Origin of the sequence: Paraburkholderia flagellata, from assembly GCF_021390645.1 — a bacterium.
GTDB classification, from domain to species: domain Bacteria; phylum Pseudomonadota; class Gammaproteobacteria; order Burkholderiales; family Burkholderiaceae; genus Paraburkholderia; species Paraburkholderia flagellata.
The window spans coordinates 1-19,531 of record NZ_JAJEJT010000005.1; the positions used below are offsets into that span (position 1 = coordinate 1).

18 protein-coding genes are annotated in these 19,531 nt (G+C 60.6%); 9 read left to right on the forward strand and 9 right to left on the reverse strand.

The genetic code is table 11. The features are described 5' to 3' along the window. On the forward strand, nucleotides 1-440 hold a 440-nt coding region (locus L0U83_RS36425), incomplete at its 5' end, for a DUF2867 domain-containing protein (protein WP_233889223.1). A 590-nt stretch (nucleotides 441-1,030) separates the two neighbouring features. Next, nucleotides 1,031-1,738, forward strand: coding sequence for a cytochrome b (locus L0U83_RS36430; RefSeq protein WP_233889226.1), 708 nt, complete (start codon nucleotides 1,031-1,033; stop codon nucleotides 1,736-1,738). A 160-nt stretch (nucleotides 1,739-1,898) separates the two neighbouring features. Here the strand turns inward: L0U83_RS36430 and L0U83_RS36435 are convergent, their stop codons facing one another. Beyond that, nucleotides 1,899-2,084, reverse strand: coding sequence for a hypothetical protein (locus L0U83_RS36435; RefSeq protein WP_233889228.1), 186 nt, complete (start codon nucleotides 2,082-2,084; stop codon nucleotides 1,899-1,901). A 236-nt stretch (nucleotides 2,085-2,320) separates the two neighbouring features. Between L0U83_RS36435 and L0U83_RS36440 the strand changes: the two genes are divergently transcribed. Beyond that, the gene (locus L0U83_RS36440) at nucleotides 2,321-2,830 is read left to right on the forward strand and encodes an arsenate reductase ArsC (protein WP_233889230.1); all 510 of its coding nucleotides are present in this window, start codon (nucleotides 2,321-2,323) and stop codon (nucleotides 2,828-2,830) included. Nucleotides 2,831-3,417: 587 nt separating this feature from the next. Here the strand turns inward: L0U83_RS36440 and L0U83_RS36445 are convergent. The 4 genes from L0U83_RS36445 to L0U83_RS36460 form a co-directional block, all read right to left on the reverse strand. After that, a complete protein-coding gene (locus L0U83_RS36445) occupies nucleotides 3,418-4,353 on the reverse strand; it encodes a VOC family protein (RefSeq protein ID WP_233889232.1) in 936 nt (311 codons plus the stop codon). A gap of 16 nt (nucleotides 4,354-4,369) precedes the next feature. Then, entirely contained in the window at nucleotides 4,370-6,163 is a 1,794-nt protein-coding gene (locus L0U83_RS36450) for an FAD-dependent oxidoreductase (RefSeq protein WP_233889233.1), read from the reverse strand. 31 nt (nucleotides 6,164-6,194) lie between these two features. Further along, on the reverse strand, nucleotides 6,195-7,052 hold the full coding sequence (locus L0U83_RS36455) for a fumarylacetoacetate hydrolase family protein (RefSeq protein ID WP_233889234.1): 858 nt from the start codon (nucleotides 7,050-7,052) through the stop codon (nucleotides 6,195-6,197). A 175-nt stretch (nucleotides 7,053-7,227) separates the two neighbouring features. Beyond that, a complete protein-coding gene (locus L0U83_RS36460) occupies nucleotides 7,228-8,124 on the reverse strand; it encodes a LysR substrate-binding domain-containing protein (RefSeq protein WP_233889235.1) in 897 nt (298 codons plus the stop codon). A 211-nt stretch (nucleotides 8,125-8,335) separates the two neighbouring features. Between L0U83_RS36460 and L0U83_RS36465 the strand changes: the two genes are divergently transcribed. The 3 genes from L0U83_RS36465 to L0U83_RS36475 all read left to right on the forward strand — a co-directional run bounded on the left by L0U83_RS36465 (nucleotide 8,336) and on the right by L0U83_RS36475 (nucleotide 11,218). Next, nucleotides 8,336-8,974 (forward strand): hydrolase, encoded by a 639-nt coding sequence (locus tag L0U83_RS36465; RefSeq protein WP_233889238.1) that lies wholly within the window; start codon nucleotides 8,336-8,338, stop codon nucleotides 8,972-8,974. Nucleotides 8,975-9,052: 78 nt separating this feature from the next. Then, nucleotides 9,053-10,171: a porin gene (locus L0U83_RS36470; RefSeq protein ID WP_233889239.1), complete on the forward strand. Its 1,119-nt coding sequence runs from the start codon at nucleotides 9,053-9,055 to the stop codon at nucleotides 10,169-10,171. A gap of 153 nt (nucleotides 10,172-10,324) precedes the next feature. Then, nucleotides 10,325-11,218, forward strand: coding sequence for a pirin family protein (locus L0U83_RS36475; RefSeq protein WP_233889985.1), 894 nt, complete (start codon nucleotides 10,325-10,327; stop codon nucleotides 11,216-11,218). A 1,431-nt stretch (nucleotides 11,219-12,649) separates the two neighbouring features. Here the strand turns inward: L0U83_RS36475 and L0U83_RS36480 are convergent. Continuing rightward, a complete protein-coding gene (locus tag L0U83_RS36480; RefSeq protein WP_233889240.1) occupies nucleotides 12,650-13,876 on the reverse strand; it encodes a M20 aminoacylase family protein in 1,227 nt (408 codons plus the stop codon). Between the two features lie 32 nt (nucleotides 13,877-13,908). After that, nucleotides 13,909-15,345 (reverse strand): YfcC family protein, encoded by a 1,437-nt coding sequence (locus tag L0U83_RS36485; protein WP_233889241.1) that lies wholly within the window; start codon nucleotides 15,343-15,345, stop codon nucleotides 13,909-13,911. 171 nt (nucleotides 15,346-15,516) lie between these two features. Between L0U83_RS36485 and L0U83_RS36490 the strand changes: the two genes are divergently transcribed. After that, the gene (locus L0U83_RS36490) at nucleotides 15,517-16,431 is read left to right on the forward strand and encodes a LysR family transcriptional regulator (RefSeq protein WP_267939718.1); all 915 of its coding nucleotides are present in this window, start codon (nucleotides 15,517-15,519) and stop codon (nucleotides 16,429-16,431) included. A 293-nt stretch (nucleotides 16,432-16,724) separates the two neighbouring features. Here L0U83_RS36490 and L0U83_RS36495 read toward each other — a convergent pair whose 3' ends face one another. After that, nucleotides 16,725-17,114: a CopD family protein gene (locus L0U83_RS36495; RefSeq protein ID WP_308445127.1), complete on the reverse strand. Its 390-nt coding sequence runs from the start codon at nucleotides 17,112-17,114 to the stop codon at nucleotides 16,725-16,727. A 352-nt stretch (nucleotides 17,115-17,466) separates the two neighbouring features. After that, nucleotides 17,467-17,769 (reverse strand): DUF4148 domain-containing protein, encoded by a 303-nt coding sequence (locus tag L0U83_RS36500; protein WP_233889248.1) that lies wholly within the window; start codon nucleotides 17,767-17,769, stop codon nucleotides 17,467-17,469. 801 nt (nucleotides 17,770-18,570) lie between these two features. Here L0U83_RS36500 and L0U83_RS36505 point away from each other — a divergent pair. Both L0U83_RS36505 and L0U83_RS36510 read left to right on the forward strand, forming a co-directional pair. Continuing rightward, a complete protein-coding gene (locus L0U83_RS36505) occupies nucleotides 18,571-18,819 on the forward strand; it encodes a pentapeptide MXKDX repeat protein (RefSeq protein WP_233889250.1) in 249 nt (82 codons plus the stop codon). Between the two features lie 489 nt (nucleotides 18,820-19,308). Then, nucleotides 19,309-19,470, forward strand: a complete 162-nt coding sequence (locus L0U83_RS36510; RefSeq protein ID WP_233889252.1) for a hypothetical protein — start codon at nucleotides 19,309-19,311, stop codon at nucleotides 19,468-19,470. Nucleotides 19,471-19,531: the final 61 nt, after the last annotated feature.

Consider the following 19,531-nt stretch of genomic DNA (forward strand, 5'->3'; position numbering starts at 1 on the left):
ATTTCGCGGACGCGTTCTCCGTGGATCTGCCAGAAGGAGCATGCTACGACGTAGAGGCGCTGGCACGACACGTCTTTGCCAACCAGCCCGCATGGATTGCGATGCTGCTGGGAATCCGGGACACTCTCGTGCGGCCGCTCGGCTTGAAGACAACAGTTGACTTCAAGGAGAAAGGAGGGGACAGGATCAGCCTGTTTCATGTATTCGAACGATCGGATGACGAGATCGTTCTCGGCGAGGATGACACGCATCTGGATTTCCGCGTGTCGGTCCTCGTGCAGCCGTCATCACACAGTCGATCCCGCCTCACAGTGACGACGCTCGTTTTCTACAATCGTCCGCTGGGCCGAGCCTACATTACGCTCATCGCACCTTTTCATCGGGCTGTCGTCCGAGCCTCGCTTCATCGAGCGCAGCGGCTAGGTTGGCCCAATGCATAACGGCGGTCCGCGATGTTTTCGCCGCATCCGGCACCGACTGCCGTCGCTGTTGATATGAACTGCTTGAATTCCGAAGTATCGAAGAGGGCATCAACGGCTGAAACGACATGCGTAACCGACGTCAGAGCGACCGACTGATACCGTTGACGACCGACGCCTCTTGGCCGACTGTACTCATTCACAGAAGCCCTCCCCAGAAAGCTGCCTTCGGCGAAATCAACGTCCGCTTTTCTGAGACCGTCGAACTGGTGCTCTCGGCCACTTCAAGTCATCGGGCAGGGCCTTGGCCGAGTCATTCGAACGCCTGATTTGTACAGACTTCTTGACATCCGCTCATCGCGATTGCTATCAACGCCAGGTTCCCAAGACCATCGGCGGATTGCGAATTATTTCAATCGGGACGAAGCTCTCTGCGCATCTAGCCGCTGATCGAACTCCAAGGTCAAGTGCCTCAAGCGGAACGCTGTAAGTGCGTTTCAGAGCGAGTAATGCATAGATAATAAATGTGCCAATCGTTTGCCGATTTGGGATCCGACTTCACATTTTTTTGAGTTATTTTTCGCAAGGCTGAACGTTCTTGCGGAGAAGAGATGATATCAAAATGGAGACGGGCGCTGCTGACGGCGAGCGGTGCCACGATGTCGGCCCGCGCCCTCACAGTTGAAAGGGCTGAGGAGCCGACCATCGGAAAGATGTCATGTGGCGCTCTTGCAGACGAACGGAGCATCGTGACCGCGCAAACAGATCACTCTGGCTCGCGCACGTTGCGCCGGGCGACGAGCGGGGGCGCCCTCGACCGTTACGACGGCGTTGCGCGATTTTTCCATTGGACGTTTGCCGCCAGCATCATCTACGCTAGCATCGCTGGCTACACGCTCGCCCGGATCGGCAGTGGACCCGTCCATGACTTCCTGTCGCAACTGAATATGTCGATCGGGACGGTACTCCTCGTACTCTTTCCGTTTCGGGTGGGTTGGAAACTGATTCGACCCGAGCTACGCGAGTTGCCCGGTGTGTCCGTCTGGCAGCAATCGCTGGCGCGCTTCATACACGGCGTAATTTATGTCACGATCTTCGCTGTGCTTATAAGTGGCTTCTTCATGGTATCAAACGGATATTCTTTCTTCGGGCTGTTTGAGATCCGCACGCCGTTCCAGAAAGGCCAGCTAACGGACAAGTTGTTTGCTATGCATCGCGTAAGTTGTGCGACGCTGGCCGGGCTAGTGATGCTGCATGTACTCGCGGTAATCAAGCATCAATTGCTTGCGCGTAACGATGTGTTGCGACGGATGCTTTAAGGCTTGGATTAAAGGAGGGTCCGCGGGACTATTAAGAAAAGTCTTGTCGGCCAGATTGCAAACCATGTTGCGATATCGAGTACGGTCGACCGCATCGGACGGTAGTCGGCCAGAAAGCATCGTTCGCTCTCACAGTCGCTCGGACGCTCAGGCGTCCATTTCACTCCGTGGATTCAACCGGTCGATGCACAGATTGATGGAAGCGCTCGGCATGCGCGTCAAAGTTAAGCGTCTTACGCGGACGCTCGTTGAGTCGCCGTTCGAACTTGTCGCGTTCAATCGTCGCCGCGAGCCTTGAGGCCTTCAGGTCGACAGAGTTCTTCTCAATATCTTCGAGTGTGCGCACCGGATTTACCCTGGATTAGGATATTTCCCGCTGCCGCCGTGCATCTTTCGGTATTAGCATCCCAGAGTTTGCATAGAGCGTATGTTACCCAGTTAGTGCTAGGCAACGCTCCAGCGAAACGCGCGCCGTTCCTCGACAGGTCTGAAGCCTGCGCGCCTCTGTTGTAATGTCACTGACATGCGATAGGCCCGGCAGAATGGCGAACACAAAAAGAGCAGAAGACGCGGGGTCGTGGTGTGACCAGAAAACGCAAGGTACTGTTTCTCGGCCGAGGAAATTCAGTGTCCAGCATCATGGCCGAAGCCCTGGTGCGGGAACTGGGTGGCGACAGTTTCGAGGTATTCAGTGCGGGGGCAAAGCCGACAACCCGCGTTCATCCGCTCGCGATGGCGCAATTGCGCCCGGGCATTTCCAACCTCGACCTGCTCAGTCCCAAGAGCTGGCTGGAATTCACGGGTGAATGGGCTCCGCGGATGGACATCGTTATCGCGATGTGCGACCAGGTTGCCGACCATGCTCACGCGCTTCCTGGCCAGCCGGTGCTCTACCATTGGCATTTTGGGGACCCGCTCGCGGTGGGAATGACGGATGCCGAACGCGCCCGTTCGTTTGAGAAGACTTTCTGGCAGATCCTTCGTCGGGTCAATTTTTTCATCGCCGCGCAGCGGCACTCGATGACAATCGAGCAGACGCTGACTACCGTGGAGCGCGGAAGCTACGGAAACGCGATACTCATGTCGGGCTGACCAGCGCTTGCCGGTACTCCATGCCAATGTCCACGCCTCGTTGTCGGTGAATGTCGCATTGGCTCGGTTGTACGCATTCGCACCAACACGCCTAAGCGGGGGTTGAAAACCACAGTGGCTGCGCTGAAAAGCGCTCATCGAACTGGTGCTATCGGCCAGGAAGAGTCACTCAGCGCGACCACCGATTGGATATTCGTGCGACTCCTTCGCTCGGTCAACGGCCCTTCGACCACTGATGATGTACGTCGCGTCGTCGGCCTTTGCCGACATTGGGGCGTGGTGGGTTCTACGTCGGCAATGCGCGGGAATGCTGTCGGTGGCAGTATCGAGCGGCCCGGCGTCAGCTCCCTGCATCAGCGAACTCACACTTTCGACCCATACCAGACAAATTGACTCACAGCGAAGTGATGGCCGCTTTGGGGATGAGATCCGCCAACCGACCACGATATGACGCGGCGGCACATCGCACATCAATCATCCGAGTATTGCGTGTGTGCGCCGCGTTCAGATCCTATGCCGGTGAGCCTGGTCACGTGGGCACGGCGCCCCGCTTGCCAGGCCACCACCAGCCGTTCGCACCGTGCGTTTCAAGCTTCGGTGTTCTCAAAGAAATACGCCGGCACGTCCGGGCCCCACAGATACAGAGAGTCCTCGGGCGGATGATCTCCGCCGGGCCACGCGGTGCCGGCTCCGACGTAGTCGATATTGGCCGAGTATTCCCAGAACGAACCCCACGGATCACGCACGTACTGAAAGTAGTTCGATCCGAGCACATGGCGCCCCACACCCCATCCGTCGACGTAGCCCGCGCGCTGCATCTGCATCTTGCCGAGTCCGACCGCTTCGATATCCGGAACATCCCATGCGCTGTGGTGCCATCCCTTCGCCGCACCGTGCGCGAATGCAATCAGATGATGATCGCTGCCGTGGCGCGCATGCAGGAACGCGACGATACCCTCAGACCCGTCGGATAGCGTGAGGCCCAATGCGCGTTCGTAGAATGCGACCGCGCCCCGCACGTCTGGCGTGAACATCAGGACATGAGAAAGCCGCGAGGGTCGTGTAACCGGTGCGTCGGCGCGTGCGCATGCACCGCGCAACCGCAAGGGCGCCGATTTCCGGCCCAAGGCCGGCGTGCAGCCGGGCGACGTCTTTACGCCCGCCTTGAGTTGCAACAGGTTGCCATCCAGATCGTGGAACCAGAAGCCGTCGTCCGGCGCGAGCCGCGCGGGCGCGGCGGCGGTTGCACCGGCTGCCAGGATCTGCTCGCATAGCGGCACGAAGTCGTCGGCGTAACAGTTCAACGCGAGATACGCGAGTTGCTTGCGCGTGCCCTCGCGGACCTTCGCCCACACGTGATCGCTTTGCGGCGTGCGCAGCAGCAACTCGCCCGCCCGCGATTCCAGATCGAAGCCAAAGGTGTCGAGAAAGCGCGTGGCTTCCTGGAGGCCCGGCACATCGAGCGCGAAATGGTCGATCGAATGAACGCCGAAATGCGCGCGCTTTGCCGTTGTCGATGTCATAACGTCTACTCCCGTGTCACGCGGCCACGCCGCCTGCATGCTCCGCTGTACCATTCGTTGTGCGTGGTGCGGCGCCGAGCACCTGTGTCAGCACGCGCCGCAGTTCCATCGCGGGATCCGGCGCGCGTGTGCCGCAGCGCCAGGCGACGAAGCGGTCTGGCCTCACCAGCACGCAGCCATCGTCCTCGATCTCCCTCTGGGCGGCCCACTGGCCGTATGCGTCGAACGTACCGGTCGCGTGCGCGATCGACATCGCCTCGATCCTGATGCCAAACTCGTCGCCGATCTGCCGCGCCGCGTCCAGCCAGGCCTCGCCGCCGCGACCCGTAATCACCGTGAACACGCCGTTGCCGACCACATCGAGCGTCGATATCATCTTGCCCTCGCGCTCGATCCACGCGTGGGGAAGATACGCGCCGGGCGTCGTGGTGGGGTGGTAATACAGTTCGGGGTCGCGCCATGCGGCAGGGAAGGTGGCGCCATCGCGCACGATCGCAGCCGATTCGTAGCGCTGCCCCAACTCGACGCCATGACAGTTGAACTGATAGTTTTGCTGATCGACGGCCTGCGCAAGTGTCTTGCGGCGCGCCTTGCCGGTCTCGCTGTCCGAGAACAGTTCGGCGAGCGAGGCCCAGCCGTCCGCAGCGCTTTGCCCTTGCGAGAAGCCGAGGGCGCTCGCAATCGGCAGCATCTCGCCGACCGATTTGATCGCGCGGTTCACGACGCCCCTGGCAACCGGCTGCCGCTCGTCGGAGTAGGTTTGCAGGAGCGCGGGCGATGCCTCGCCCTTGACGATCATCGCGAGTTTCCAGGCCAGATTGAACGCGTCCTGCACGGAGGTATTCGAGCCAAGCCCGTTGGCCGGCGGATGCCGGTGCGCGGCGTCGCCCGCAATCGCCACGCGGCCCTTGACCATGGTGCGCGCGACCATCCGGTTGATGTTCCACTTCGAAACGGCTTTCACGCGCACGGGGATGTCCGCTTCGCCGATGGTGGCGCGGGCGCGCGCGATGACCGCTTCCTCGCTGAGGTCGGGCTCGCCTTCCTTCGGGTCATACATGAAGAGCAGTACCCATTCGTTCCACGGGCGCACGCAGATCCAGGTGCCGCTGCCCACCCAGTAGTCGCTGCCCGGCTGGGTCATCCAGTACAGCACGCCAGGGCGGTGCGCCGTGTACTTCGCCAGATCGACTTCCAGCCAGCAGTTGACCGCGCAACCCAGTCCCATCTCGCCGTCCATCTCGAAGCCGAGATCCCTCACGACCACGCTCTGCGCGCCGTCCGCGCCCACTGCGTAGTCGGAAATCACTTCGATCTCCTCACCGGTCACGCGATCGACAAGCCGCGAATAAACCGCTTCATCAGTCTGCCGGATGGACACCAGCTCCGTATTGAAGAGCATCTGCGCACCATATTCACGCGCCGCCGCGAGAATGACCGGTTCGAGCAGGTGCTGCGGTGCATTGCACATCTGCGAGGGGCTCGCCGCCTCGTAGTCGGACTTGCGGGCGATGCCGGTGCCCCATGTCTGCAGTCGCGCGAGTTCCGTGCCGGCAAAGCTGGTCGCCCACACGTTGTTCGACATCAGTTCGTTGGACGTGGCGAGGGCGCGCACGCGATCCTCGATGCCCAGATCGCGAAACACCTCTACCGTGCGCTGATTCGTGATGTGCGCACGAGGGGAATGGGCCGTGCCGGGATAGCGCGTGATCGCCAGCACGTCGACACCGTATTTCGCCAGCAATGCGGCGGTTGTGAGTCCGGCGGGGCCCGCACCCACCACGAAAACCCGGACGCGAATCTTTCTCATGTCTCCTCCTTCAGGGGAATTCAACGATCGATCAACGCTGGATCGACGCGTCTTCATCGACGACGGTGTTGCGCAATACGCCAAGACCTTCGATCTCGACTTCGCAGACGTCGCCGGCACGCATGATGAGCTTCGGCTCGCGCGCCCAGCCAATGCCAGCGGGCGTGCCGCTCACGATGACATCGCCGGCTTCCAGCGTGATCGCCTCACTGATGACCGAGATGAGCGAGGCGACGTCGTGCAGCATGTCGCTCGTATTCGCCGATTGCACGACCTGCCCGTTCAGGCGCGTTTCGAGCTTGAGGCCCGCGCCGCCTGCGGGCAGTTCATCCGCGGTGACGAACATCGGGCCGAACGCGCCGGTGCCGTCAAAGTTCTTGCCGACAGTCCATTGCGGTGACTTGAACTGGTACTCGCGCACCGAGCCGTCATTGAAGATCGAGTAGCCCGCCACGCAGGAGAGCGCGCGTTGCTTCGAAATGTGGCGGCCGCCGCTGCCGAGGATGACCGCCAGTTCGCCTTCGAAATCGAGCGAGTCGGAGATGCGCGGGCGGATCATGGGCGCCTCGTGTCCGATCAGGCTCGAGTTCAGGCGCGGGAAGATCGTCGGATAGTCGGGCTGGTCATACGGGCTCTCCTTTGTGTGATCCGCGTAGTTGAGTCCGATGCACAGCAGCTTGCCGGGGCGTGCGAGTGGCGGCAGATACGTAACTGAAGCCGTCGAGAATGCCTCGGCGTCCGCATGGTGCGACGCGCCCCATGATGCGAGGTCGATGCCACGCGCGAGCAGATCGTCAAGAGTCGTTTCGCCGAGTGAGCGGATGGTATTGCCCTGCGCGACGCCGAGCAGCCGGCGACGGCCGTCGGGGGAAAAGTGGATGTATCGCATTGCGTCTCCTGGTGTTGTCAGCTTGATGGCATGTCGAGGCTCGATGGAGGAAGAATAGAAATGGGCTGGCGGCCGCGGTAGATCGCGCGGCCGTACAGAGTGTCCTGTCAAAGGAACAATCGAAGAGGAAACAACTGATGCGCGTTGCCGAAGCCGGATAGCCCGCGCTGTGCGCTCACTCGTCCTTCTGAATGTGCGTGGCGAGGTGATCGATCAGGAGCCGCACGGCTGGCAGGAGGCCTCTGCGTGACGGAAAGACGGCATGAACCAGTCCGCCCTTGGGCGTCCAGCCTGGCACCACGTCGACCAGCGTGCCGTTTGCCAGCTCGTTTTCGACGACCATGTAGGGCATCTGCACGACGCCCACGCCTTTCAGAGCGGTCTGCCGAAGCACGGTCATGTCGTCGGTGATGTAGCGCGGCGCATGAGGCACGCGCGCCTCGGCCCCGTCCGGGCCGACTAACGTCCAGGCGTGATCGCGCTGCGGTCCCCAATCGAGGCTGGGCAGGCCGGCGAGATCGGCTGGATGCTTTATCTTCGCTTGCTCTGTGAGGAGCGCCGGAGCAGCAACGAGACGCTGCGGACTTCCCGAGAGTACGCGCATGACGAGCCCGCTGTCTTCGAGCGGCGGGAAACGCACGCGCAGCGCAAGATCGAGGCCTTCGCCGAGGACATCGACCCGGCGATTGGTGGCATCGAGAAGAATCCGCACCTTCGGGTATTGCATCATGAAGTCGGCCACGAGACCCCCGATGCGGTATTTGAGCAGCGTGGTCGGGCAGCTCATGCGTACCACGCCCTGGGGTTCAGAAACCCTGCGCTCCATCACTTCGCGGGCAGCTTCGGCTTCCACGAGCACTGCTATGCAGCGCTCGTAGAACTCTTGTCCCGTTTCCGTCACCGAGAAATGCCGCGTGGAGCGGTTGAGCAAACGAACGCCGTATCGGGCTTCGAGGTCGGCGACGCGCCGGCTCAGCTTGGACTTGGGCATGTTGAGCGCCCGGCCTGCCTGCGTGAAACCGTGGTTTTCGACCACTTTCACGAAGTAGAAGATGTCGTTCAGGTCGTCCATGACTGTTCCTCTGGCAGAACAATCGAGACATCTTAAGGCATTACATGCCAGCGACCGACGTTGTTCTTCCAATAGAACACAGTCGGCATCTTTCGGGACTTCAAGGCGGCGGGGCGCCCGCATAGGATTGCCCGTGCATGCAGATCCGATGCTCTACGCATCGATCCTCGGGATCCCACTTTCACTTCCTGCACTGTTTCTGGAGCCAACCATGGCAAGCGAACCCATTCGCGACCCCGCGAACGATCATCTGCTCACCCCGCAGAACGCGGCATTCATCGTTATCGATTACCAGCCGGTCCAGGTGAATTCCATCGCTTCGATGGACCGCCAACTGCTGATCAACAACATCGTGGGCGCCGCCAAGGCCGCGGTCACCTACAAGCTGCCGATCGTGCATTCGACGGTCAACGTGAAGACGGGCCTGAACAAGCCGCCGATTCCACAACTGCGCGCCGCGCTTGGCGACTATCCGACCTACGATCGCACGAGCATCAACTCGTGGGAAGACGTCGAATTCCGCAAGGCCGTCGAAGCAACCGGCCGCAAGAAGCTGATCATGACGGCGCTCTGGACGGAAGCCTGCCTGACGTTCCCGGCGCTCGATGCGCTGAAGGCCGGCTACGAGGTCTATGTCGTCGTCGATGCGGTCGGCGGCACATCCGTCGCGGCGCACGATGCCGCGTTGCGCCGTATCGAACAGGCAGGCGGCAAGATGATCAGTGTCGCCCAACTGTTCTGCGAGTTGCAGCGCGACTGGGCTCGCAGCGAAACCGTCCCCGCGTTTATTGACCTCTTCATTCAAACCGGCGGCACGGCGGGCATTCAGTTCTCGTACGACAAGAACTGATGTGTTGCGCGCGCGGCCGGCTGCGGCAGCCGGCCGCGCGTATCCCTCATGTCGGACGAATTCGCGGAATCGATCATCATGAAGAGACAGACCGTGCTAACAGGCCTGGCTGTCTGCCTGACCTCAGCCTGCTTCCACGCCGACCTGCACGCACAGGGTAGTGTCACGCTGCAGGGCATGGTCGATGGCGGCGTGACCTGGGTGAACAACGAGCATGGCGGCTCGGTAACGCAGTTCGACAGCGGGATTTTCGCGCCGAATGTTTTGACGCTCAGCGCAAGCGAGGATCTGGGTGGCGGAACGAAGGCTCTATTCAACCTGACTTCACAGTTCGATCTCGGCAGCGGCGCAACCATCCCGGGCGCGGGCCAGATCTTCAATCGCACGGCTTACGTTGGGCTGTCCGATGAGCGTCTTGGCACCGTCACGTTTGGCAACCAGTACGATTTCATGTTCGACACGCTGACGCTCGGTCTCTTTGACGGCGCATTCCTGTTTGGCGGGCTCTATGATTTTCGCCAGGGACCATTCAGCGCGCTGGGCATACCGCAAAATCCGACCGGCTCGTTCGATTTTGACCGTCTGGCCGGCGCAACGCGTGTGGCGAACGCGGTCAAATATCGCAGTCCATCTTTCTCCGGATTCAGTTTCGGCGCGCTGTATGGCTTCGGCGGCGTTGCGGGCTCGTTCTCCGCCAATTCGACGATCAGCGCAGGGATGAACTACGAGAACGGGCCGTTTGCTGTCGGGGTCGCATATATCGAAGCCAAATATCCAGAGCTGGGCAATGGGCATGAAGGAATCCGAAATTTTGGAGCCGGTGCGCATTACAGGTTCGGCAGCGTGCTCGCCATGCTGCTGTACACAAACACAAGGAATACGGCGAGCGGCGCAAAGATCGACGTCTACAAGGCGGGTGCGTACTGGACGATTTCGGGTCCCTGGTCGGCAGGACTCGACTACCAGTACATGAAGGGAAACCAGGTGCTCGAGAACAACAAGGCTCACCAGATCACCTCAGCGGTGCAATACCACTTCTCGAAGCGGACGATGGTGTACGTCGAGGCTGTCTATCAGCGTGCCAGCGGCGACTCCGAAACGACGCAAGCCTGGATCAACGGATTGCTTGAACCCGACGCGGCTGCGAGCAACCGTTCACAGACACTGGCGCGCATCGGGTTGCAGACGAGATTCTGATCGGCTCGCCCGGAAAGAGGGTATTGAGCATGTCCATTGTTCCATCTGTGAGACACAGAGGGCAACTTCCACCCTCTACCGCCGTCATCGTCGCGCGACTACCCTGTATTGATACAAGCACGGCCGCGGGCCGTTAAACAGGAATATTCGATGATGAAAAAGATTCTCGGTGCTTACAGCAACCCCAACGCGCATTGGGTCGGCGACGGTTTTCCCGTGCGCACACTGTTTTCGCATCACACCATGGGCCGCCACGTGAGCCCTTTCCTGATGCTCGACTATGCGGGACCGAAAGGCTTTGCACCGACGGACCGCCGGCTGGGTGTAGGGCAGCATCCGCACCGTGGCTTCGAAACCGTGACCATCGTGTACGAGGGCGAACTGGAGCACCTCGACTCAACGGGTAGCGGCGGCCAGATCGGTCCCGGTGACGTGCAGTGGATGACGGCGGGCGCTGGCATTCTGCATGAGGAGTTCCACTCGCGCGCGTTCGCGAAAACCGGCGGGACGCTCGAAATGGTCCAGCTCTGGGTCAATCTGCCAGCAGAGCACAAGATGACGGCGCCCGGCTATCAGAGCATCGTGGCCAGCCAGATTCCGTCCGTCGACCTGCCGTCAGGCGCAGGCTACGTGCGGGTGATTGCCGGCGACTACGCAGGCAAGGTGGGGCCAGCGCACACCTTCACGCCGATGGATGTCTGGGACGTGCGGCTCAACGCAGGACGCGGTGCAGCCTTGACGCTACCTGCGGGCCGCACGCTTGCGCTCGTCGTGCTGCGCGGTCAGGTTCGCGTGAACGGCGACGAGCGGGTTATCAGCGACGCGCAACTGGTTCTGCTTGCACGAGAAGGCACCGACGTCCAGCTTGACGCCATCAGCGACGCAATCGTCCTGGTGTTGAGCGGCGAACCTATCGACGAACCCGTTGCTGCGCATGGCCCGTTTGTCATGAACACGACGGAAGAGATTCGCAAGGCGGTAGACGACTTCAACAGTGGGCGTTTTGGGCAGATGGCTCCGAAGGACCAACGCGCCATGGCACAGTAAGCGCCGCCATAGTATTCGAAGCGATTCCTTTCCTGACGCCAGACGTGGCGCCGGGAAAGGCGCTCTGGGCCGCGAACCGACTTCGTTGTGTTCGCGACCGGGCGATGCTGCGGGTTGAGCGGTTGGCCAGCGCCGACGTTGGTGTCCTATGGCCGCTGAGGGGGAGGACTTGACGCTTGAACGGCCTGTCGAAGCTAAGCACGAGTGACGCCTCATGGCCGGTTTCACCCACTGAGCCATGACGTCACGAAGCCGCCACTGGCGCTTGGCTAGTGTTTTTGAATGGCAGTAAACGGCGAAGTCGGCGAGCGCGTAAAGTCGGCCACGAACCGCCTTTCGCACTCCCCTCGGTTCGGACGTTCACATATCCAGCCAATCCTCAAAGCGGCCGGTCGGACAGCGTTTCTCAGTACTAGTCCAGCAGGAACTCGAAAGCCGCAACCACGACGAACGAGAGCAATGTGATCGTGAACATGGTGCTCAAGAAGAATGACAACCCTGTTTGTCGCGTCCTTCTCGCATTCGAAGTATCGGGTGTGTTTGCAGAATAAATGTGATTGCGCATGCACGTAGATTGATCAATAAATACAGGCTCGTGGCGTTCTTTCATCGGGATCGCCTTTTGAGGAAAGGTTCAACAAAGGTCAGTATTTGCGTCGATCCGTCACTACATTGGCGCCGCGCTTCCGTTCAACCTTCATCGAACTACTATCCAACCAGGCGAAGCGAGATCGTGAATGACGCTGGCGTCTGCCCGTTCAGAACGCTCGGGCGCTGCCTTCGCATCAAACGCAAGATGACATATCAACTATATCGGACGATGTAAGCAAGCCGTATGCGTCAGTCCGTCGCCAATGCCTGCTTAAATCACGCCGTGAAGACGGTCAGGGAACCACACCGCGTAGAGTGCGAAGTTCCCGAAGAGACTGATCATACGCTCGAAGTCTTGGAGAGATATGGTGGGCAGTTGTATCCCCGTAAGCAGCCACTAGTCTTGCGCCAGTCTGAAAGGCTGCTCAGGGTCGATCTCCATCCGATGCAGTTGGGGCGACGACTACCTTCGTCGGCGACTCTCCATCGGACCGGATGTTGCCATGAGCCGCCGTTCGATTCGGGCGTCGGCTTCGCTCAGTTTTCGACCAATCGCGCATCGATGATGCTTGTCGCATTAGCGGCCGCTGCCGACGTTCGAAGACAGTGGTCGGTGAGGCGGTTACAGGCTACGTTCCTGGCATTCGCGCCTCGGCAACAACGGAAGTTAGAGTTCACTGCAAGAGGATGCGTGCTTCTGACACATCCCTCCGCCAGCCCATTTTTCCAAATGCCTCCATCACGCCGACGAGCATGGCCATCAAATTGATGGTGAGCGCCGCGGTGCTCGTAGACCCCCGCTGACCCACGCGCTTTTCTGGCGCAAGGGGGCTCGCAGCGTCACGTAAGTTGTTCAAGACTGTCGCCATAGATTGCGCATTGGATCGGCAGATAACGTTCCACCAGTCTTGCCCAAAATGCGGAGCCGACGACCAGGTTCTCATCGTTGAAGTCGTAGGTCGCACTATGCAGGGTGTTCCCGCCATCGGTCGGGCCGTTGCCAATGCGCAGAAATGCGCCGGGGCACGCCTCGAGCATGTACGCAAAATCCTCGCTGCCCATCAATGGGTTCATCTGCTCCGTCACCCGATCCTCGCCAACCAACTCTTTCGCAACCGCTATCGCAAATTCTGTTTCTGCATCGCTGTTCGTCACCATCGGATACCCTTCCACATAGTCGACGACAGCTTGGATGCCATAACTGTCGGCCTGCGCGTGCACGAGCCTGATGATTCTTTCTTTCAGCATCCGCCGCACGTTCGCGTCGAACGACCGGACGCTGAGGCTCAACTCGACCTCGCCGGGAATCACATTGGGCGCCGATCCGCCAGCTATCTTTCCGATGGTCACGACCGCGGACTGCGTCGGGTCGACATTGCGCGACACGATGGTCTGCAGGGCCATCACAATGCTTCCTGCTGCAACGATCGGATCGTTGGCCAGATGTGGACGGGCAGCGTGCCCACCCTTACCCACAATCTTCACGAACACACGGTCGCCCGCAGCCATGAAGTTTCCCTTGCGGAACATGAACGTGCCCGCCGGAGCGCCCGGATGGTTATGCATTGCGAACACCGCGTCGCAGGGGAACCGAGTGAAGAGCCCTTGCTCGACCATGCGCTTGGCCCCGCTGTCGTAGCCGCGCTCTTCGGCCGGCTGGAAGATCAGATGCACGGTGCCGTCGAATCGCCGTCGTTGCGCGAGGTGTTGGGCCGCGCCGAGCAGCATGGCGGTGTGCCCGTCGTGGCCACACGCATGCATCCGTCCCGGACTGAGGCTCCTGTGGCCGAACGTATTGAGCTCGTCGATCGGCAGCCCGTCCATGTCGGCACGGATCCCGATGCGGCGCTCGCTCGAGCCCAGTCGCAATGTGCCAACCACGCCGGTGCCGGCAATGGCAGTCTCGACCGAGTAACCGTATTCCTTCAGGCGGCTTGCCACAATCTCTGCGGTCTGCACTTCCTCGAACGCCAGTTCAGGGCAGCAATGCAGCGTGTAGCGGAGCTTACGCATGTCGTCGGCAAGCGGTTGAAGGTCGGAGACGGAACTGAGGTCAGGTAATAGCATGTTCGATCCAGGAGGAAACGGGGCAACAGCCCCTAGAATGGGCCCCAATGAATGGCGACACCTGTTGCAATGGCGGCAATGCTGATGGCGAGCCAGGCAATCAGCAAAGGCATGACGAACCGCACCCACTTGAAGTAGGGAATGCCGGACGTTGCAAGGACAGCCATCAGGACGCCGGAAGTTGGGTTGAAGCAATTGATGAAACCCTCGCCGAGCAACACCGCCTGTACCGTGACCTGCCGGGTCAAGTGCAGCGCGTCGCCAAGTGGAGCGAAGATCGGGATGAGCACCGCCGATTCGCCCGATCCGGACGAGATTCCGATATGAATCAACGCGGCGCTCAGAAACATGCTGATCGCAGCCACCGTGGAATGGAGCGGGGCAAGCCATCCGGCGAGCATGTTGACGATTGGGTCCAGAATCTTCCCTTCACAGAGGACGATCGAGATGGCGCGCGCCATGCCCACTACAAGCGCGCCCTTGATGAGCCCGCTGCAGCCGTGAAGGAACGTGTCCGAAATCTTGCCCGGGCGAATGCCGCTCACGATCCCGGAGGCAATCGCCATGACGAGAAACATCGCGATCATTTCGGTCTCGGCCCAGTGCAGCGTCGATGATCCGTAGACAAAGACCGACAGGCAGACCAGCACGATGCCGACGACCGTGAATTGCCGGGCGTCGAGTCGCGGCAAAGACGAGACCGCCGTGGTCCCGTCCTGCACCGGCACCGGCACGCAAACCGCTGCACCATTGATTCGATCGGCGCGGATTCGAGCGAGGAGAAACAAGATAGTGGCCAGGAGGAAGGCGAAATAGACGCACACCCGGAACGTCATGCCGGAAAACATCGGCAGGCCGGCCAGACGTTGCGACAGTCCGGTCGTCACCGGGTTGAGGATGCCCGTATTGAATCCGGCATACGTGGCCAGATAGATCAGGCCAGCGCCAATTTCCTTTCGGAGTCCCATTGATTCCGCAAGCAGCAGTCCGAGCGGGACGAAAGCCACAACCGAGTTTGTCACCACACCCAGAGTGCCGAGCAGTGAAAAGATCGCGCAAACGACAATGACGGCGATGCGCGTGCGCGTGCCGTCCCGGCGGGCAACCAGGGCGAGCGCGCTGCGCACGGCGCCCGTTGCTTCAAGCACGGCCAGCGAACCGCCGGTGAACAGAATGAGAAAAATGATTGGCGCGGACGCGATCATTCCGTTAGCGAGCGCGACGAACATCTCACCGGGCAGCACACCATGCTGCGCAACCGGTTTAAGGCTGTTCGGTACCACGAAGCTGATGCCGTTGCTGAGCTTGCGGGAAAACTCGCCCGATGGCACCACCCATGTGGCAATCGCGGCCAGCGCCAGCATGAGAAAAAGCAGCACGTAGGGACTGATCGGCTCCTTGGCCGCGCTCACGTGCGATGGCTGGCGCTTTGGCTGCGCGCCTTCTACTGGCTGGCTGGCGTCGTTCATGGTGCTCCTCCATCGATGCGCACGAGTGGTCAATCACTCTGTTCTTTGTCCGGCTTGAAGATGTCGGCATCCCTTGACCGGTTCCGGGGCGCAGTATCAGCGAAAATCAGCGTGGAAAGTTGCTTACGTGGCTGCGAAAATGTTGCATGACATGCAACACTGGAGCACTCATTGGATCCCTTTGAACGCGGCCTCCCGGAGCGCACGCTGCAATATCTGGTCGCAATCGCGACGTACGGCGGCATGCGTCAAGCCGCGCTTGGTCTGGATGTGAATGTGTCGACGATCAGTCGACAGGTCGCCGTTGCCGAGCGAGAACTGCGGCTATCGCTCGTAACGCGTCGGGGCCGGAAAATGGAGTTGACCGAAGCGGGTCATATGGCGGTCGACTATTTTCGCGACTGTGAGCGCCATGCCCGCCGATTCCGCGCGCAGCTCGACGAATACCGCAGCCTGCGGCGCGGCCAGGTCACAATCGCCGCAGGCGAGGGCATCATGACGAGTCTGGTCGCGGTCGTCCTGAAGCCTTTTCTGGAGAGATACCCCGACATCGTCGTGGAGTTGCGCACCGGCGCGCTACCCCAACTCATCTCAATGATCCGTGAGGATCTGGTCGATATTTGCGTGTCCATCGGCGCTGCGAACGATCCGACACTGAACGCACGCAAATTCCAAAGCGAGCCCTTGTGCGCGATCTTCCCGGTCGACCATCCGATGTCGTCGCGCAAATCGGTGAAGATGGAGGAGCTCGCCAACGAGCGCCTGGTCTTCATGCCCGCGGAATTCGGGCTACAGGCCCATGTCGATGCAATCCTTGCCGATATCGGACGCACCTATGTGCCGGCATTCCGCTGCGACCGGTTTTCGACAGCCGCTGCCATTGCGGCGCAAAACCTGGCCGTTGCATTCATGACGCGCGCGGCTTCCCAGGAGAGAATCGCTTCCGGCGAGGTCAAGGCCGTGCCAGTCGACCACCCAATCGCGCGCACGTTTGATCGCTACGTGATCACACGGGCTGGCCGCAGACTGGGGCCGGCCGCGAACTATCTCCTGCGGGAAATCGTCAGGCTCATGTCGACTGTGTAGTAATAGAAGCAGCACAGGTTACGTTCAGCACATTCGCACCTCGGCATCTGGGGCGATAGACGTAGCGGAGCCGACGACTGTTGTTTCCTCGAAGCGGTCATTTTGTACGTGCTGGCTCGAACGTCTCTTGTGGGTGGCGGATTCAACCGGTCGATGCAGTCGGGTTGACGACAACCCCCGGCGGCGGCTCACCATCGGACCGTGCGCAGCCCGAGGGACACGTTCAAGGCGGCGATGCGAATCGCCGCTTCATTGCTCACCTCGGCTGCCTGTTTTCTTCCTGGGGACCGACGTTAGCCGCCCGTTGGAGGCGTATGTCCCAACACGGCCGCGATCACAAGTACGAGCAGCATGGAGATCCCTTCAACGGACAGCCAGGCGTCGAAGCGCCTTTGCGCGGCCATGAAAGCCGGGCCGTCCTGTTGCGCTCGCGCGCGCAAATCCTGCAGGACCACCAGCCGGTTCCAGCCGCCCAATGCCACGGCCGCTGCGACGCACACGAGCTTCGCCGCGAGTATCCGGCCCCACCCCATGCTGAGGAACGACACGCTTGTCTGCGCGGTGTCCTGCATCACGTTGTACAGGCCGGTGGGTCGACTTTTGACAGATGCAGTCCGCTCGACGACAACATCTGTCGGCGGCTCATCATCGGACCGTGTGCGGCCAGAATGCGCCGTTAAGATCGATGGTTGCGCCGACGTTCAGATGTCGCCTACCTTACCTGCAACCTGCCATTCGACCGAAAGGGACGAAGGGCCATTCGGCGGCCTTTGCTGCCTTCAGCGCTACGCAGCGTAACGGAACTCAACGAGGTGCGTGATTTTCCTCTGCAGGGCTTAGTCACGATTACCGGTCGACCCTCAAGCACCGCCCGGAGAGATTGCCTGTCCACCGAAAGGCGACGTCGTCATGACAGTTTGGGGCGTTCAGGCGGCAGCCCAAACCACACAGCACGCGCGCATAGCACGACGCTCCACGCCGTCCCTTGCAGAGACGGCATGCTCTCCATCGCCCGACTTGATCAGACGAAAGCGCTTATGACCCGCCAAAGAACACCGGCCTCATCCCGCTCGTGCCGGCCGGCCGGCCCATCTGCGATGAACCGTTGGTCGCAGGGCCGTAGCCGCTGCTCTGGTCTGCGGCCCTAGGGTCGGCGGCTTGCATATTGGCAGGAAAGTCGACGGTATTCGCATTGGCAGGATTGAAGCCGGCTTGCTGCAGCTGAGCGATCTCTGCCTGCACTTGCGCGCGTGTGAGCGCCCCCTCCGACTGCGCCAACGACGCAATTGGTACAGCGATGACGGCGACCGCGCAAACTGTGTGGACTAACGTCTTCATAATGGTCCACCTCCTGTGGTCAATTACTCCGGTTGTTCATTCATCGAATTCGGATATCGGGCAAGGCGCACGTGCGCGAGGATATGCTCGCTCCGCCAGTCGAGTGTCCGCGAGGGTCGATGTTCAGACTTCCCGCGTGGCCGCAACTGCAATGCGGCACGCCGGCAGTTATGACTGTATTCGCTGACAAAATGCGCATGAATCAGGCAAGCGTCCTAAAAGAAGCTCGGGGATTACCTTATTCCGTAAGCACTTCCGCCCTATTGCCCCTCGATCCGCTGAATCGCGAACCGAATCAGCCACGGCGCCGACGTTTCGCCGCCGGTAGAGTGATACGACATGCTCACCAATTCTGGAGAAAAACCAACCAGTTGCACGGGCGTGAACGGATGTCCCTAAGGGGTCTAGGAGCGGACGCCGTGGTCACAAAAGACTCAGCGACGGCTCAGGGTCGTCATGACTCATTCGACAGCGACGAGAGCTGTCGAATGAGTCATGACGAGGGTACAGCGGCCATTGCCGTATCGCCGCGGTCGCTGGACCATCCGGGCGCCTTTCACGCACTACCTGCCGTCACTCCCCAGTGATTCGCTTAATGCATGTCGGGGCTTTACCCAGGCCGTTTGGAGAGGATGCCGACTTCCTTTCATATCCATCCAGGCAAAGAATGACGTGGCAGTCGCCGAGTGAGAGTACCGGGAGGTGCCATACCCGTCACGGGCTCGCGGCAAGACCAGGTTCCCATCGTCGAGCGACCCTCCTTTAGATTTTCAGCCTCGTCGTTCGCTGAGGGATCACATCATGAACAAGCTCACTGCCACCATTCTTGCCAGCTGCGTATCGTTCGCGGCTGCGGGCGCCTTCGCTGCTGATAGTAGCTCAACAGACGCGAATGCCACAGACGCGACGAGTCAGGAGACCACCGCAAAGAGTCCAACGGAATCAGACGCGATGAGTGCCGACAACATGGCCAAAGACGGGATGAAAGAAGACGCGACAGACCATGGCGGCATGGCCGAAGATGGAACAAAGAATCTCGAGGCGAAGTGAACTGCTTCCAGGCGTTCGCACCTGGCCGACTACTGCCCTACGCGGACGCCCGAAGCCGACCCTGAACAGCCGTTCAGGCGGTCCTGACGTCGATGGCTGCCGTGAAAGTGTTTCGGACATTTGAACGTCTCCGCCATCACCCACACACCACAAAGCCCTAACGACGAACTCAGCGCGTGGGGCATGAGACGGGGCCTCCGCACCATGAAGGGTGTCTGCGTTGACCGTGACGCCGAATTCATCGCCCACGTCCCCGCGCCAGTTCGAGCCACGTCTTGCCGCCCGAGCCAGTCAGAACCGTAAAGACACCCTGGCCAACCACATCGAGTGTGGAAGCGACTTTACCGTTGCGCTCGATCCACGCGTGAGGCGTGCACGCGCCCGGCGTCGTGGTGGGGTGATGCTACAGTTCGGGGGCGCGGGTCGGCGCAGGAAACGTGGCGCCATCACGCACGATCGCGGATGACGTATAACGTGGCCCCGTTGGCCATGACAGTTGAACTGATAGTTCTGCAATTCCACCGCTTCGGCAAGGGCCTTACCGCGCCGTTTGCCCGTTACGCCTGGCGAGAACAGTTCGTCGAGGGAAGCACAGTTGTCGGCAGCACGCATTTTGCCGACCGATTTGATCGCCTCACCAATGCCCCGTGAGCAGCGACTGGCCCGGGATGTTGGCATAGCATCACCGCATATGCACGCGAGGCGCCGGTGC

Coding starts and splice junctions, on each gene's coding strand:
- L0U83_RS36430 (WP_233889226.1), top strand. CDS start 1,031: ATGATATCAAAATGGAGACGGGCGCTGCTGACGGCGAGCGGTGCCACG.
- L0U83_RS36445 (WP_233889232.1), bottom strand. CDS start 4,353: ATGACATCGACAACGGCAAAGCGCGCGCATTTCGGCGTTCATTCGATC.
- L0U83_RS36450 (WP_233889233.1), bottom strand. CDS start 6,163: ATGAGAAAGATTCGCGTCCGGGTTTTCGTGGTGGGTGCGGGCCCCGCC.
- L0U83_RS36455 (WP_233889234.1), bottom strand. CDS start 7,052: ATGCGATACATCCACTTTTCCCCCGACGGCCGTCGCCGGCTGCTCGGC.
- L0U83_RS36460 (WP_233889235.1), bottom strand. CDS start 8,124: ATGGACGACCTGAACGACATCTTCTACTTCGTGAAAGTGGTCGAAAAC.
- L0U83_RS36465 (WP_233889238.1), top strand. CDS start 8,336: ATGGCAAGCGAACCCATTCGCGACCCCGCGAACGATCATCTGCTCACC.
- L0U83_RS36470 (WP_233889239.1), top strand. CDS start 9,053: ATGAAGAGACAGACCGTGCTAACAGGCCTGGCTGTCTGCCTGACCTCA.
- L0U83_RS36475 (WP_233889985.1), top strand. CDS start 10,325: ATGAAAAAGATTCTCGGTGCTTACAGCAACCCCAACGCGCATTGGGTC.
- L0U83_RS36480 (WP_233889240.1), bottom strand. CDS start 13,876: ATGCTATTACCTGACCTCAGTTCCGTCTCCGACCTTCAACCGCTTGCC.
- L0U83_RS36485 (WP_233889241.1), bottom strand. CDS start 15,345: ATGAACGACGCCAGCCAGCCAGTAGAAGGCGCGCAGCCAAAGCGCCAG.
- L0U83_RS36500 (WP_233889248.1), bottom strand. CDS start 17,769: ATGAAGACGTTAGTCCACACAGTTTGCGCGGTCGCCGTCATCGCTGTA.
- L0U83_RS36505 (WP_233889250.1), top strand. CDS start 18,571: ATGAACAAGCTCACTGCCACCATTCTTGCCAGCTGCGTATCGTTCGCG.
- L0U83_RS36510 (WP_233889252.1), top strand. CDS start 19,309: ATGACAGTTGAACTGATAGTTCTGCAATTCCACCGCTTCGGCAAGGGC.